Source organism: Rhodococcus sp. I2R, assembly GCF_020889545.1.
GTDB lineage: Bacteria > Actinomycetota > Actinomycetes > Mycobacteriales > Mycobacteriaceae > Rhodococcoides.
Map to the genome: position 1 here is coordinate 221,177 of NZ_JAHUTG010000009.1, position 14,156 is coordinate 235,332.

At 65.0% G+C, this 14,156-nt stretch carries 15 protein-coding genes, 1 pseudogene and 1 riboswitch; of the genes and pseudogenes, 4 read left to right on the top strand and 12 right to left on the bottom strand.

The features are described 5' to 3' along the window. Positions 1 to 17 precede the first annotated feature (17 nt). The 8 genes and pseudogenes from KVY23_RS12075 to KVY23_RS12110 all read right to left on the bottom strand — a co-directional run bounded on the left by KVY23_RS12075 (position 18) and on the right by KVY23_RS12110 (position 7,042). On the bottom strand, positions 18 to 824 hold the full coding sequence (locus tag KVY23_RS12075) for an exodeoxyribonuclease III (RefSeq protein WP_230556568.1): 807 nt from the start codon (positions 822 to 824) through the stop codon (positions 18 to 20). Positions 825 to 884: 60 nt separating this feature from the next. Further along, positions 885 to 1,774: pseudogene (gene yidC / locus KVY23_RS12080) on the bottom strand (membrane protein insertase YidC); the annotation flags it as partial. Between the two features lie 80 nt (positions 1,775 to 1,854). After that, positions 1,855 to 2,166 (bottom strand): DUF6412 domain-containing protein, encoded by a 312-nt coding sequence (locus KVY23_RS12085; protein WP_230556569.1) that lies wholly within the window; start codon positions 2,164 to 2,166, stop codon positions 1,855 to 1,857. 79 nt (positions 2,167 to 2,245) lie between these two features. Further along, positions 2,246 to 2,533, bottom strand: a complete 288-nt coding sequence (locus tag KVY23_RS12090; RefSeq protein WP_230556570.1) for a DUF6412 domain-containing protein — start codon at positions 2,531 to 2,533, stop codon at positions 2,246 to 2,248. A gap of 31 nt (positions 2,534 to 2,564) precedes the next feature. Next, the gene (locus tag KVY23_RS12095) at positions 2,565 to 3,893 is read right to left on the bottom strand and encodes a DUF4153 domain-containing protein (RefSeq protein ID WP_230556571.1); all 1,329 of its coding nucleotides are present in this window, start codon (positions 3,891 to 3,893) and stop codon (positions 2,565 to 2,567) included. 170 nt (positions 3,894 to 4,063) lie between these two features. Continuing rightward, entirely contained in the window at positions 4,064 to 5,050 is a 987-nt protein-coding gene (locus KVY23_RS12100) for an ATP-binding protein (protein ID WP_230556572.1), read from the bottom strand. Then, positions 5,047 to 5,736 (bottom strand): response regulator transcription factor, encoded by a 690-nt coding sequence (locus tag KVY23_RS12105; protein WP_206511349.1) that lies wholly within the window; start codon positions 5,734 to 5,736, stop codon positions 5,047 to 5,049. Before KVY23_RS12105 ends, KVY23_RS12100 begins: the two co-directional genes overlap by 4 nt. 10 nt (positions 5,737 to 5,746) lie before the next feature. After that, complete coding sequence (locus tag KVY23_RS12110) at positions 5,747 to 7,042, bottom strand: MFS transporter (protein WP_230556573.1); 1,296 nt, start codon at positions 7,040 to 7,042, stop codon at positions 5,747 to 5,749. A gap of 224 nt (positions 7,043 to 7,266) precedes the next feature. After that, a riboswitch (SAM riboswitch) is annotated at positions 7,267 to 7,397 on the top strand. Positions 7,398 to 7,567: 170 nt separating this feature from the next. Here KVY23_RS12110 and KVY23_RS12115 point away from each other — a divergent pair. Together KVY23_RS12115 and KVY23_RS12120 are read left to right on the top strand one after the other, a co-directional pair. Next, the gene (locus KVY23_RS12115) at positions 7,568 to 8,905 is read left to right on the top strand and encodes a bifunctional o-acetylhomoserine/o-acetylserine sulfhydrylase (RefSeq protein ID WP_230556574.1); all 1,338 of its coding nucleotides are present in this window, start codon (positions 7,568 to 7,570) and stop codon (positions 8,903 to 8,905) included. Next, positions 8,902 to 10,041, top strand: coding sequence for a homoserine O-acetyltransferase (locus tag KVY23_RS12120; RefSeq protein ID WP_268995011.1), 1,140 nt, complete (start codon positions 8,902 to 8,904; stop codon positions 10,039 to 10,041). Before KVY23_RS12115 ends, KVY23_RS12120 begins: the two co-directional genes overlap by 4 nt. Positions 10,042 to 10,074: 33 nt before the next feature. On the opposite strand, the gene KVY23_RS12125 is transcribed toward KVY23_RS12120, so the two are convergent. The 3 genes from KVY23_RS12125 to KVY23_RS12135 are packed head-to-tail and all read right to left on the bottom strand — an operon-like array spanning position 10,075 to position 11,868. Next, positions 10,075 to 10,350: a DUF3017 domain-containing protein gene (locus tag KVY23_RS12125; protein ID WP_075840758.1), complete on the bottom strand. Its 276-nt coding sequence runs from the start codon at positions 10,348 to 10,350 to the stop codon at positions 10,075 to 10,077. Positions 10,351 to 10,355: 5 nt separating this feature from the next. Further along, on the bottom strand, positions 10,356 to 11,222 hold the full coding sequence (locus KVY23_RS12130; RefSeq protein WP_206511351.1) for a bifunctional methylenetetrahydrofolate dehydrogenase/methenyltetrahydrofolate cyclohydrolase: 867 nt from the start codon (positions 11,220 to 11,222) through the stop codon (positions 10,356 to 10,358). Between the two features lie 37 nt (positions 11,223 to 11,259). Continuing rightward, positions 11,260 to 11,868, bottom strand: a complete 609-nt coding sequence (locus tag KVY23_RS12135; protein ID WP_230556575.1) for a pentapeptide repeat-containing protein — start codon at positions 11,866 to 11,868, stop codon at positions 11,260 to 11,262. A 33-nt stretch (positions 11,869 to 11,901) separates the two neighbouring features. Between KVY23_RS12135 and KVY23_RS12140 the strand changes: the two genes are divergently transcribed. Beyond that, a complete protein-coding gene (locus KVY23_RS12140; protein ID WP_075840759.1) occupies positions 11,902 to 12,366 on the top strand; it encodes a tRNA (cytidine(34)-2'-O)-methyltransferase in 465 nt (154 codons plus the stop codon). Here the strand turns inward: KVY23_RS12140 and KVY23_RS12145 are convergent. After that, the gene (locus tag KVY23_RS12145; RefSeq protein WP_230556576.1) at positions 12,363 to 13,331 is read right to left on the bottom strand and encodes a DUF4349 domain-containing protein; all 969 of its coding nucleotides are present in this window, start codon (positions 13,329 to 13,331) and stop codon (positions 12,363 to 12,365) included. The genes KVY23_RS12140 and KVY23_RS12145 overlap by 4 nt on opposite strands. Positions 13,332 to 13,568: 237 nt before the next feature. Here KVY23_RS12145 and KVY23_RS12150 point away from each other — a divergent pair, with 237 nt between their 5' ends. Continuing rightward, positions 13,569 to 14,045, top strand: a complete 477-nt coding sequence (locus KVY23_RS12150; RefSeq protein WP_206511366.1) for a DUF6764 family protein — start codon at positions 13,569 to 13,571, stop codon at positions 14,043 to 14,045. The last annotated feature ends 111 nt before the right edge of the window (positions 14,046 to 14,156 follow it).

Consider the following 14,156-nt stretch of genomic DNA (forward strand, 5'->3'; position numbering starts at 1 on the left):
GTCTTTTCTTCCAGGCTCTAGCGATAACTGACCGTCACTGGCGAGTGATCGGACCATCGCTGGTCGTAGGCCACCGCACGCTCGGTGACCGCGTCTTTTGCGCGTTCGGCGAGAGCGTCGGTGACCAGGTGGTAGTCGATCCGCCATCCGGCGTCGTTGTCGAATGCCTTTCCGCGATAGGACCACCAGCTGTACGGGCCGTCCACGTCGGGATGAAGATCGCGCACGACGTCCCGCCAGGGTGCGCCTTCGGCCAGAAGCGCCGAGATCCACTCACGTTCCTCGGGGAGGAACCCCGAGTTCTTGCGGTTGGTCTTCCACGCCTTGATATCGCGCTCGGTGTGCGCGATGTTCCAGTCACCGCACACCACGGCATCGCGGTCCGCGGCCTGCGCTGTCGAGGCCAGCGCCGTCAGGTACGGGGCGAATGCGGCCATGAACCGCTCCTTCTCCTCCTGTCGCTCGGTACCGACCGCACCGGACGGTAGGTACAAACTCGCGACGGTGACGTCACCGAAATCGGCCTCGATATAGCGGCCGGCCTCCGCGAACTCGTCGGCACCGATTCCCACCCGCACGGCGTCGGGAGCCGTGCGGGAGAGAACAGCGACGCCGTTGCGTCCTTTCACCGACGGCGCGGCAGAGGCGAGGTGCCAGCCTGCGTCGAGTGCGGGGGCCAGGGCCTTGGTCAGCTCACCGTCGTCGGCGCGCGTTTCCTGAAGGCAGACCACATCGGCATCGGTCGCTTCCAACCACGGCAGCATTCCCTTGCGTGCGGCAGCACGGATTCCGTTGACGTTGACTGTGGAGACAGTGATAGGCACGGAAGGCACGGTAGCGGACGCGACCGACACACACGGAACAGTCCTTCACCGTCGGCGCTGAGGTTTGGCGCCTGGTTTGGGCGCAGTGACGGCGGATTGCGGCACGGGCAACGCTGCCTGCTCCCGGTCTATGCGCCGATACACAAGATGTTGTTGGACGTACGTCCACACGTTGTTGCTCACCCAGTACAGCAACACAGCTACCGGTAGCACCGGTCCACCGATCAGGACGCCGGCCGGCAGGATCCAGAGCATCATCCTGTTTGTCATTGCAGTCTGCGGGTTGCTGCGTGCCACATCGTCCTGGCGCGCTATCGAGGCACGAGCGTTGAAGTGCGTAGCCACACCAGCGATCACCATGAGCGGAACTGCCACCGCGGCAATGGCCCACGCCGACGGAATCCCGCCGAACTCGGCGAAGGACGCGAGAGTGTCGGCCGGATTGGTGATCGCCGCCGAGATCGGCGCTCCGAACAGGCGGGCGCCGAGAAACGACTGCACGTCGGTGGCGCTGAAGAAGTAGTTGGCCGTGCTCGCGTTGTCCTGCGCGGACATGCCGAGGTGACCGAAACCGGTGCCGGTGCGGTTGAACGACCTCAGCACGTGCAGCAGTCCGATGAACACCGGCGCCTGCACGAGCATCGGCAGACAACCGAGCAGCGGGTCACCCCGTGTTCTTTCTGCAACTTCCGCAGTTCTGCCCCTTGGCGAGCGCGATCGCCGGCATGCAGCTTCTGCAACGCCTTCATCTGCGGTTGCAGCGACTTCATGGCAAGTTGACGACGGATTTGGCCGACGAACGGTTTGTAGAGCAGAACACGGACGGTGAACACGAGAAACACCACGGCCAGTGCCCAGCTGATCCCGTTGTCGGGACCGAGCACCGAACCGAAAGCCGTGTGCCAGAACCAGAGGATTCCGGACACCGGGTAGTAGACGAAGTCGAGCATGGGAGCACCCCTTGGTGTGTTGTCGGTCGTGGAAATCTCGACCGGCAGCGCACTCCCCGAAGCGAGGGAAGGCGGACCGGTCAGGTGACCGGTCCGGGTGCTCTGGGCATAGGACGTCCCGGTGTGTCGGGACGGTGTTGGCGACGAAAGCTACCTCGTAATCGGGTGTCCTCGGCAGGAGCGCGCGAAGCCCTGGGTCCGATGCACGAGGCCGACGCCGAATGCAGTACCGCGAGCGCGACCAGAGCTGCGAGCGCGAGAGCGACGAGCGACGTTTGGCCACCGGGCTCGTGGTCGACGACGAGAAGAAACATCAGCGCGACGGTCGCCACTATGGACAGGACCGTGCTGATCGAACGCCGGGCACAGGCGAACGCAGGCAATGAGCTCATGAAGTACATGAAGGCGACTTCCGACGAAGGGCGGGTGATGTACCGCTGACGGTGTGTCGGGAAGCCCTGGTGCGGTGCTCTAGAGGGCCCCCACCAACGCGCCGGGAGCGCGGGGCATCGGCCTGCCTGCTTCGTTCGGACGGTCCTGACGGCGAAATGCCCCGCGCCGACGTCGATCTGCCGCAGGGCCGTGCGTGACGCCGAAGAGCATCGCTGTCAGCGAATCACGGCCTGTGGTGGCCACGACGGTGACCACCACTGCCGTCAAGACGAGGCCGAACGCGACCGCACCGGCGGTCGAACCAGGGACGGTGGCGAGCAGCAAAAGCAGAGCGAGATACGTCGAAATCGAGCTCATGTATCTCATCGCTGCTCCTTCCTGCTCATGCTCGCTCACTTTAGCGCCCAGGGAGGCACGACGCATTCGTCGACGCCCCGGTGTCGACACAGCTCCGGTACGGCTCGGGCAGTCGGTCCAGTTCGGGCGCGGCGTCGCTCGAAAGCCGGGAGAGATAGCCGACGTCGATCTTCCCTGTTTGCTCGAATCGTTCGACGCTGTGGCGAGCGATGTAGGCATCGGGGTTCAGCGCCGCGAGGCCGAGCACCGTCAACACCGCCCCCACACCCACCGCGCGCGGCAGCCATCGACCCGACATCCGGAGACCCGTGATCATGATCAGCACGAACACCGAACCCAGCCACAGCTCCACCGCGGTGACGAACAAGCGTAGCGTCGTGTATCCGTATTGCTGCTCGTACAACGACATCCGGTGCAGCGCCGAGGCGACCACCACCAAGGACAGCAGACACAGAGCGCCCACCAATATGCGCAGGGCCAGTCGATCCGCCGTCGAGATGCGCGGCGCCCTTCCGACCGTGACGGCAATGACCAGCAGAGTCAGTGCCGTCACCGCCAACAGCTGCCAGAATCCTTGCCTCGCGTATTCGGCGTTGGTGAGACCCGCGGTGACAATCACGTGTTCCTGACCTCCGAACAGAGTTCGGAGTTGCACGAAGACGAAGGCGCAGAACACAGCGACCAACGATCCCAGCGGAATCGTCCACTCCCACAACTCGAGCGTGCGACGTGGCCGAGGCGCTACCAGGTCGAAACGCGGCGTATTGACGGCAACATATGCCGCAGCCAGCGCACCGCCAGCGACGAGCGTGAAGACAACGAGTCGCCCGAATGCAGCGCCCAGATCCCATTCCGGAGTCAGCGAATCGACGAGCCGCTCGAACTGTGGGTCGGCACCGGCGAAGAGCGCCGCGAAGACAAGTACGAGCAACGATGTCACCGCAGCGACCAACACCAGTCGCCCCGGCTTCACGCTGCCGGTATCCAACCTGCGGGTGCCTCGCCTCGTCCATCGCAGAACCCGAACCGGAACGAACACCGGCGTCATTGCACCGAGAATGGTCCCGGTCCAGGTCCACGACGCCGACAGTACGACTCCGGTCACGACAACAGCCAGCCAGGTTGCCAAGGTCACCAGCCACTCGGCGTCGCGGAACACCGAAACCGAGGTGAGCGCGAGAACGGCAATCGCACCGAACGCATGCCACCACGTGAGCCGATCGGGACGCGCAGATGCCGCTACGACGAGCACCGCTGCGGCGACGATCGGGTACCCGATGCCGGGAGAACCAAGGACAGCCGCGCCGAGAAGGCCCGTGACGACGGCGCCGACCAGGGTGAATCGAGAGACAGCGGCATAGCGTCGCACGGGCCAAACCCTGCGCGGCCAGAGTGAGAGTCCGATGGGGGCTATCGGTGTTCCGGATGTCCGGTCTTGCGAGTGCTCAACGGTGGCCAAGACAGTCTTCTTTCCTCGTTCGGGCAGGACTGAAACCGACGCCACGACATGAAGACGTGCGTCGCGGGGATCGAGCGGACTCAGGAGTGTGGAATGGAGACTCTGATGTGACAACCGGTCGAACGATCGAGCACTTCGATCGTTCCGCCGTGCAGCTCTGTAGCCCAACGGGCAATAGCGAGGCCGAGGCCGGTTCCGCCGCCCGTCGCACCGCCCCGGGTGAACCGATCGAACACCGTATTGCGCTCGGCCGGTGCTATTCCCGGCCCGTCGTCTACGACGTCGAGGCTTATGCCATCGCGCGTCTCGACCGCCGACACCGTGATGTCGGTGCCAGAGGGCGCGTGCCGGACCGCGTTCTCGACCAAATTGGTGACCACCTGCGTCAACCTCGAGCGATCAGCACGGACGGCGAGGTCGACCGGGTGGACTTCGAGCGCGATGCGTGGTTGCCCAGCAGTGACCTCGGCGAGGAAATCGTGTACCCCGAACTGCTCGGGTTTCAGCTGCAGAACGCCACCTTCCAACCGGGAGAGGTCCAACAGTTCCGAGACGAGATCGCCCAGTTTTTCGGTTTGCCGCAGCGCCACCGCCAGTGTTCGGGGGTCGGGCTCGGTGACACCGTCGGCGATGTTCTCGAGGACGGCGCGCAACGCTGCGATGGGCGTCTTCAACTCGTGCGAGACGTTGCCGATCAGTTCGCGTCGGTAGGTGTCCGCCGCTTCGAGGTCGGTCGACATCGTGTTGAACGCCTCCGCGAGTTGGCCGACCTCGTCGCGTGAGGTCGCGCGGACACGCGTCGAATAGTCGCCCCTGGCCATGGCTTTGGCTGCCGCGGTCATCTCGCGCAACGGCGAGGTCATCCCGTGGGCGAGAACTTGCGTCGCGGCCAGCGACATCACCAAGGCGGCCAAGAGCGCGTACCGGAACTGCCAGCCGGCGCCGAACCAGAACGTGATGCTGGCGACTACCAACACGATGCCGACGATCAGAGACACCTTGAGTTTGAACGAGCTCAACGGATCGAGGGGTCGGGGCAACCTCCGGCCGAGGGCGGTCGGTGTCATCTCGGCACTTCCAGCGCGTAGCCGAACCCGTGCACCGTACGGATGAGGTCGCCACCGAGCTTGCGCCGCAGAGCTTTGACATGACTGTCGACGGTCCGGCTACCGGCCGAGTCCTCCCAGCCCCACAGGTGCGCGAGCAGTGTCTCGCGCGCCACGGCTTTGCGTGGGCGGTGCAAGAGGAACACCAGGATATCGAATTCCGTGCGCGTCAGATGCACTACACCGTCCGAGTTCGACACCGTGCGGGCGTCGTGGTCGATCCGTATCGGGCCGACGCTCGTTGCCGGTGTCGACATCGGCAGGTCGGCAGATAAGGCATTTCTGTCCGCGCGCCGAATGAGCGCATGTACGCGTGCAACGAGCTCACGCATGCTGAACGGCTTGGCCAGATAGTCATCGGCGCCGACCCCGAGGCCGACCAGCATGTCGGTCTCCTCGGATTTAGCGGTCAGCATCAGCACCGAGACAGGCCGGTCCGCCTGAATTCGGCGGCACACTTCCAATCCGTCGAAACCTGGCAGCATCACATCGAGCACGACCAGGTCGGGCGTGGTCCGCGCGCACTCTGCAACAGCCGAAGGTCCGTCTGCTGCGATGATCACATCGAAACCCTCGCCGCGGAGCCGTGCCGCGAGAGCATCCGAGATGGTCGGTTCGTCATCGACGACGAGCACGGTGCGGTTCATGCCTCCGACACTAGAGGGCTGCTGCGGAGGGATCCGGCAGGAAATGTGGAGGTTCGGTGGAGATCCCCCGCCGCTGCATCCGCATCGCGGTCGCCAGGACCACAAGACCGGCGACGGCGAGCACGGAGCCGACTGCGGCAGGCGCGGTGTATCCGAAACCGGCAGCGATCACTGCGCCGCCGATGGCAGCTCCTAGGGCGTTGGCCAGGTTGAAGGCTGCGTGGTTGAGCGAGGCCGCCAAGGTCTGCGCATCGTCGGCGACGTCCATCAGACGGGTCTGCAGACCCGGAATGACCGACGAACCCGAGGCGCCGATCAGGAAGATCAGAATCAACGCGGTGACGCCGTTGTGGGCTGCGGCCACGAACACGGCCAGGAACACCGCCATCGCGGACAGCCCGAAAAAGACGCCGCGGAGCATGAATCGGTCCGCCAGCCAGCCGCCGGCGTAGTTGCCGGCGACCATGCCGACGCCGTAGATCATCAGGGCGAGGGGCACGAACGCCCTGGCGAGACCAGCGACATCGGTCAGTGTCGACGCGATGTAGGTGTACACGGCGAACATTCCACCGAAACCGACGACCCCGACGAGGAGAGTCATCCAGACCTGGCTGCGTCGCAATGCGCCCAGTTCGGTGATCGGGTTCGTGGTGGGCATGCCGTCCAGTCGCGGCATCCACAGGATCAGCGCCGTCACCGTGAGCGCACCGATTACAGCAACGAGGGTGAACGCACTACGCCACCCGAATACCTGTCCGAGCCACGTCGCGACCGGCACGCCGACGACGTTGGCGACGGAAAGCCCCATCATCACCATGGCGACTGCTTTTGCTCGTTTGCCCGGCTCGGCCAGATGAGCGGCGACGAGAGCAGCGATACCGAAGTAGGCACCGTGCGGCAGACCTGCAACGAAGCGCGATGCCACCAGTTCGCCGAAGCTCGGCGCGAACACGGTCCCGAGGTTGCCCAGCGTGAACGCCACCATGAGGACGATCAGCAGCACCCGCCTCGGCACTCGCGCCGCGAGTGTCGCAATCAGAGGTGCACCGACTACCACTCCGAGCGCGTAGGCCGAGATCATCTGCCCAGCAACCGGTTCGGTGATGTTCATGGTCGCGGCCACATCGGGTAGCAACCCCATCGACGCGAATTCGGTGGTACCGATACCGAAACCGCCGATCGAGAGGGCAAGCATCGCCAAGCGTCGACGCGTCGACGGTGATCTGTCGCCGGCGACCATGGGGTTCGACATTCTGTCGCGCGCAGCGCTGACATTCTTGGCGAAAGCCGAATCGGTGACAGTCACAGCAGAACAACCTTCGTATCGAATGAATCGCCTCGAACGAGGCATGAAGTGGAACGAACCACCGTAGGGAACGCCCGTGGCTCCCATTTTCATCCCCGCGGCGACGAATGCGGCACCTGCGAAGCGGTGATTGTCCTCACTCGAGCAGGTGATCAGGTCCCCGGACACCGGAAGGGCAATGTCGCTGTTTGCTGCGGCGGAAGCTCCCGCTAGGATTCCCACCAGGTCATGAGTGTCAGCGTTCAAGCCCCGGCTTGCTGGCCGGCAACCCTCCAACCGCGGTGGGGTGCCCCGGGTGAAAAGACCTGGTTAATCGGTCACGCACCACCGCGTGGCCGGAGAACAAGCGCGGGTCCGCTCCGAGGATGGCAACCAGCCTCGACGGGCCCAATGACCGGGCACGACTTGGCAGAAGGCCCATGAGGAGGTTGACGATGTGTTGTTGTCTCGATAGACCCCGCCCGGCTCTCATGCGGGAGCCGATTCGAATCGACCAACATTCCTCGAAGACGGAGTTATCAGCACATGACCGACAACACCCCTGACGTAGTCGACGCAGCAGGCGCGCCTATCGAAGACCCCACCGCATCGTGGAGTTTCGAGACCAAGCAGATCCACGTCGGCCAGAACGCCGACGGTGTCACGCGGGCGCGCGCGCTACCGATCTACCAGACCACGTCCTACACGTTCGAGAGCACCGACCACGCCGCTGCACTGTTCGGGCTCGCCGAACCGGGCAACATCTACACCCGCATCATGAATCCGACGCAGGACGCCGTCGAGCAGCGCATCGCTGCCCTCGAAGGAGGCGTGGCAGCGCTGTTGCTCGCGTCCGGCCAGGCCGCCGAAACGCTCGCGATCCTCAACATCGCGGAGGCCGGTGATCGCATCGTGTCGAGCCCGCGCCTGTACGGCGGCACCTACAACCTGTTTCACTACACGCTCCCGAAGCTGGGTATCACGGTCGATTTCGTCGAGGATCCCGACGACCTCGAGCAGTGGCGTGCCGCGATCACCCCGGAAACGAAGGCGTTCTACGGTGAGACGATCTCGAACCCCAAGAACGACATCCTCGACATTCCGGGCATCTCGGCTGTTGCGCACGAAAACGGGATTCCCCTGATCGTCGACAACACCGTGGCCACGCCCTACCTGATCCAGCCACTCACGCACGGAGCCGACATCGTGGTGCATTCGGCCACGAAGTACTTGGGCGGGCACGGCACCGCTATCGCCGGCGTCATCGTCGACGGTGGCACGTTCGACTGGACACAGGGACGCCACGCGAATTTCACGACCCCCGATCCGAGCTATCACGGTGTCGTCTTCGCCGAACTCGGAGCACCCGCGTTCGCATTGAAGGCGCGCGTGCAATTGCTCCGCGATATCGGCGCCGCTGTGTCGCCGTTCAACGCGTTCCTCATCAGCCAGGGCCTGGAGACGCTGAGTTTGCGTATCGAGCGGCACGTCGAGAACGCGCAGAAGGTCGCTGCGTTCCTCGACGCCCGCGATGAGGTCGAGTCCATCAACTACGCAGGCCTCGAGTCCTCGCCGTGGTACGAGCGTGGCCAGCAGCTTGCTCCGAAGGGACAGGGCGCGATCATCGCGTTCGAACTAAAGGGCGGGGTCGACGCGGGCAAAAGGTTCGTCGACGGGCTGAGCCTGCACAGTCATGTCGCTAATATCGGGGACGTGCGTTCACTCGTCATTCACCCTGCCTCGACTACACACTCGCAGTTGACGCCGGAGGAGCAGTTGACCTCGGGTGTCACCCCAGGCCTGGTCAGGTTGGCTGTGGGCATCGAGGGGGTCGACGACATCATCGCCGACCTCGAACGCGGATTCGCAGCGGCGGCGTCTTGACCATCGGCTCTGTGCACGACGCCCGTCCGGACGCGGACTTTCCCGCGCCGGACGGGCGGCTCGGCAGTATCGACATCGGCCGCCTGGATCTCGAGAGCGGCGCGTCCCTACCGCAGGTCACGATCGCGGTGCAGCGGTGGGGTGAGCTGTCCCCGAACCGCGACAACGTCGTGTTGATCGAACACGCGTTGACCGGTGATTCACACGTGAGCGGGCCAGCCGACGCCGACCATGCGCTGCCGGGCTGGTGGAACGGCATGGTCGGACCGGGCGCACCGATCGACACCGACGAATGGTGTGTGATCGCACCCAACGTTCTCGGCGGTTGCGGTGGCACCACCGGACCGAGTTCCATCGGAGCCGACGGGCGGGCATGGGGCAGCGCGTTCCCCTACATCTCGATCCGGGACCAGGTGGCTGCCGAGGCCGCCCTTGCCGACGTTCTGGGCATCGAACGTTTGGCGGCCGTGGTCGGAGGTTCCATGGGCGGCATGCGGACGTTGGAGTGGATCGTGGGCAACCCGGAGCGGGTGGGCGCGGCACTCGTGCTCGCGGTCGGCGCCAGGGCAACTGCCGATCAGATCGGGACGCAGACCACGCAGATCGAGGCCATTGTGTCCGATCCCAACTGGCAGGGCGGGGACTACCACGGCACCGGCCGATCCCCGCGGGCCGGGCTGAGCATCGCTCGGCGCATCGCGCACCTGACGTACCGAACGGAAAGCGAGCTGGATCTGCGGTTCGCCAATTCCGCGCAGGATGACGAGAATCCGTGGACCGGTGGCCGCTACGCCATCGAGAGCTACCTCCAGCACCAGGCAGCCAAACTCGCCAACCGTTTCGACGCCGGCACATACGTGTTGCTGAGCGAGGCGATGAACAGGCACGACATCGGCCGCGGGCGCGGGGGCATCGACGCTGCCCTCGCGCGCGCCACGGTGCCCACGATCGTGGGCGGGGTGGATTCCGATCGCCTCTATCCCCTTCGGCAGCAGAAGGAGATCGCGCGCGGGTTGCCCGATTGCCGCGCGCTCGAGGTCATCCAATCGCGCGATGGCCACGACGGCTTCCTCACCGAGGCCGCAGCGGTGGCGAAACTCCTCGGCACAACGATGGAGCACGCCCGGGCCACCTGAACCGACTGGCGCCGACTGGACCTGGCGACAGGGTCAGTCGGTGCCGAGCGGGTCGATGGACGCGGACAGAAACACGATCGCGCCGCCGACGAGGGCGAGTGCCGACACGTCGAAAGCGCGACTCCGCACTGCGAGCAGCCCGATCCGGTTCTCGGGCACGAACAACCGGAAGCCAGCGGCGAGCACGGTCGCGACACCCAGGATGAATGACCCGCGTCGCCACCGATCCGCAAGAACGAGCACCAACGCCGCGACGATCACGATCAACACCACGAGCAGCGGTAGGTTCTTGCGGATCTGGTTGCGCATCCGGGTCAGACCGTCGCCCGAGAGCGAAGCGACTGCTCGGCCCGCTCGACGACGTTGGCCAGTAGAAACGCGCGGGTCAGTGGCCCGACGCCACCTGGATTGGGTGATAGGAACCCCGCCACCTCTGCGACGTCGGGTGCTACGTCGCCGCGCAAGCCGTCATCCGTTCTGGTGACGCCGACGTCGAGCACTGCGGCACCCGGCTTGACCATGTCGGCGGTGATGATTCCGGGTACACCGGCCGCGGCGATGACGATGTCGGCTCGCGATACCTCTGCTGCGAGATCCTTGGTGCCGGTATGGCACAGAGTGACGGTGGCGTTCTCCGACTTGCGAGTGAGTAGCAGGCCGATCGGGCGCCCCACCGTCACACCCCGGCCGACAACGACGGCATGCGCGCCGTTGATAGGGACGTCGTACCTGCGTAGCAGGTGCACGATTCCGCGCGGAGTGCATGGCAGCGGTGCTTCCTTGCCCAGCACCAGACGGCCGAGGTTCACTGGATGCAGCCCGTCGGCATCCTTCGACGGATCGACGCGCTCGAGCGCCGCGTTCTCGTCGAGGTGACGCGGCAGTGGAAGCTGCACGATGTAGCCGGTGCACGCAGGATCGGCATTGAGCTCATCGATGGTGGCATCGAGCTCGGCCGCAGTGACGTCCGCCGGGAGGTCGCGGCGAATCGAGGTGATTCCCACTTTGGCGCAGTCGTTGTGCTTTCCGCGGACGTACGCCGCAGAACCGGGGTCGTCGCCGACCAATATCGTGCCGAGCCCGGGGACCACGCCCTGCTCACGCAGCGCTTCCACCCGCCTGATCAGATCGACGAAAATCTCGTCACGCGTTGCCTTGCCGTCAAGAACCGTTGCAGTCACAGCCGCCATTGTTCCAGGTGGGTCCGCGCCGGATCGATCAACCCTCGACGGAGAGTCCGCGAGCCCGCGCGTAAGCGACAGCCTGCAGCAACTCGATCTTGGCGCCCACGAGCGAGACAGTCACCCAGAAGTCGGCGTCGGTGCGAGCCCCGCGGAGGTTCGCACCGTCGAGCTTGGCACCGGAGGTACGAGCACCGGTCAGGTCCACCGAAGTGAGCGTCGCTTTCCGGAGATCGGTCTCGACGATGTTCGCCTCCACCATCCGACATCCGGACAGGTCCATGGCCCGCATGTCTGCCCCGCCCAGACCGGCGAGAGTGAAGTCCACCTCGTCGAATGTCGCCGGACGAAGCCTGCAGTCGACGAAAGTCGACCCGATCAGGGTCGAATGCCGAAACACACTGTGTTGGAGGTTGGTCCGGGTGAACGTACACGAGCGAAATGCCGAGTCGACGTGGACTGACTCGGTCAGGTCGGCACCGGTGAAATCGCAGTTCGTGAATACCACCGACGTGGTCTTCAGCCCGCTCAGATCGGCGTCGCGAAAGGTGCAGGATTGGTATGCGCGCCCCGTCCAGTGCTCTCGACCGAGGTCGCTGTCGGCGTAATCCTCGCCGACAAACTGTTCGTGATCCACCTGCGCCATCCTTCCCCGGAAGGTGGTGGCAGAGTGAACCGGGTGTTCAGACTCCTGTTCTTCGAACCCCGCATTCCCCAGAACACCGGCAACGCGATACGCCTCGTCGCCGGCACCGGGTGTGAACTCCACTTGGTCGGCCCCCTCGGCTTCGACATGTCGGAACCGAAACTGAAACGGGCGGGGCTGGACTATCACGACCTTGCTTCCGTCACCGTGCACGAGAATCTCGCCGACGCGTGGACGGCACTCGCGCCGGTGCGGGCCTTCGCGTACACCGCACACTCGACGAGGTTTCACACCGACGTCGAGTACGTTCCCGGCGACGTCATGGTCTTCGGGCCGGAACCCACTGGACTCCCTGACGCAGTACTGGACGACCAGCACATCACCGACAAACTACGCATTCCGATGCTTCCTGGACGGCGATCACTCAACCTGGCCAACGCAGCCGCGGTGGTCATGTACGAGGCGTGGCGGCAGCACGGTTTCGAGGGAAGCGTCTAGGACGAGTCGCGTTCGGTTTCGGTCTTGTCGCCGGGTTCGGTGTCGGCGGCAATATCGGCAGTATCGGCACTCTCGGCAGTGTCGGTGTCATGCGCGCCGTCCGGCTTTCGCCGGATGACGCGAACGAGACCGTAGACGATCCCGGCACCGATGGTGAGCGCACCCAGCCACGGGATCGCGCGGCCGAGGTTGACCACGCCGTCCTGGACCGCGTCGATCAGGGAGTTCCAGCCCGCGACGACTCCATCGAAGAAGTTGTCGGGACCGCGGACCGGCGTCGCCTCGTCGGTGTCGAATTGCACTGTGATCGTGGACAACTCCACCTGGTCGGCGAGGTAGTTCCGTTGTGAAACGAGACTGTCCAACTCCCCCTGCCGACTGGACAGTGCGGACTCAGCCTCGATCAGATCTGCAGTGTTGGTCGCTTCGGCTATCAGCGCCCGCAATCGATCGACCGAGGCCTGCAGAGCAGCCGTCCTGGCGTCGAGATCTCGGTACTGCATCGTGACGTCATCACGCGTGAGGTTGATGCTGGTGACCTCGCCGAGGGCTGAGATGCGGTCTACGGTCCCGGTGAGATCCTCGGCCGGGATGCGTGCGGTGAGGGAACTGCTGGCAGCCGAATAGTCGGTCTCCGCGTTCTCGGTTCGATTGTCGACGCGCCCGCCGGCCTGCTCCACCAGCGCGGCAGCGTCTCGAGAGGCCTGGATCGGGTCCGGCGTGGTGACGAAGAGGTTGCCGGTGACAACCTCCTTGCGCTCGGCCGCCGGCTGCGCCTGATCCCTGAACGGACTACCGCTCTCCTGGCCTGGAGCCAGCGCGGGCGCAGCCATCGAGGAATCGGCGGGAGGCATGCTGCGCCCGATCTCGGACCCACCGTCGAACCCACTCGAACCATCGTTGCCACTGCAACCGGCGAGCACAAGGAACGATCCAGCCAGGGCAGCAAACAAGCAGCGCTTCATCCTCGCAGATGGTAGTGCACGGCGGCCCGGTCGGGCGAGGGTCGAGGTGAATGCCCAATTGTTACACGCATAGGGAAGATTCACTGATGACCCGGCACCGGAACCGCGGTACGGTGTGCCGCACCGATCCATTCTCAGTTTCCGTTGAAGGAGCCCCCGTTGTTCTCCGCCTCGTTGCCTTTCTCTACTCTTCGCCGCTCACCCCAGGATGGCTCCTCACCCCGCTTTGTTAGCCGAATCTCCCGCGCTGCAGCACTTCTCGCAGTCGGTGGCGGCGTAACCTCTGCCGCATTTCTCGGCACCGGCGTCGCCGGGGCCGCACCGGTGACCTGTGTTTCGCCGCCGTCAGTCAACGACATTCAGGTCGACGGTTTCGCAAGCTGCGGCGCGAAAGCGACAGACGCGGCCCGTGCCAGCGCGACGGCAACCGACAGCGGCACCGCCGTCAGCGTCGCCGAATCGGGCGGAAACACTTCGACGCTTGCCACGGGGTACGGCACGGCGCTCGGAGCCTCGCGCGCCGGGGGAACGTCCTACGCGGGGGCGCTCGGAGGCGGCATCGCACATTCCTGGGCCGACAACGGCGCAACCACCATTGCCATCGCGGGCTGGGGTTCGGGTGCCACCGCCGAGCAGGCCGGTGTCGACTGCGCCGGAACGTGGTCCCTGGCGGTCAACCTCGCATCGGGACAGTTCTGCGCGCTGGGTAGCTGACCGAAGGGGACGCCGACCGGGGATGCTTGCCTGGGGATTCGCCGCCACGGCGGAGGGGCCCTACGACAAAAGGTAGTACCTGCGCCATCCCCGGTCTAGGATGTCACCACT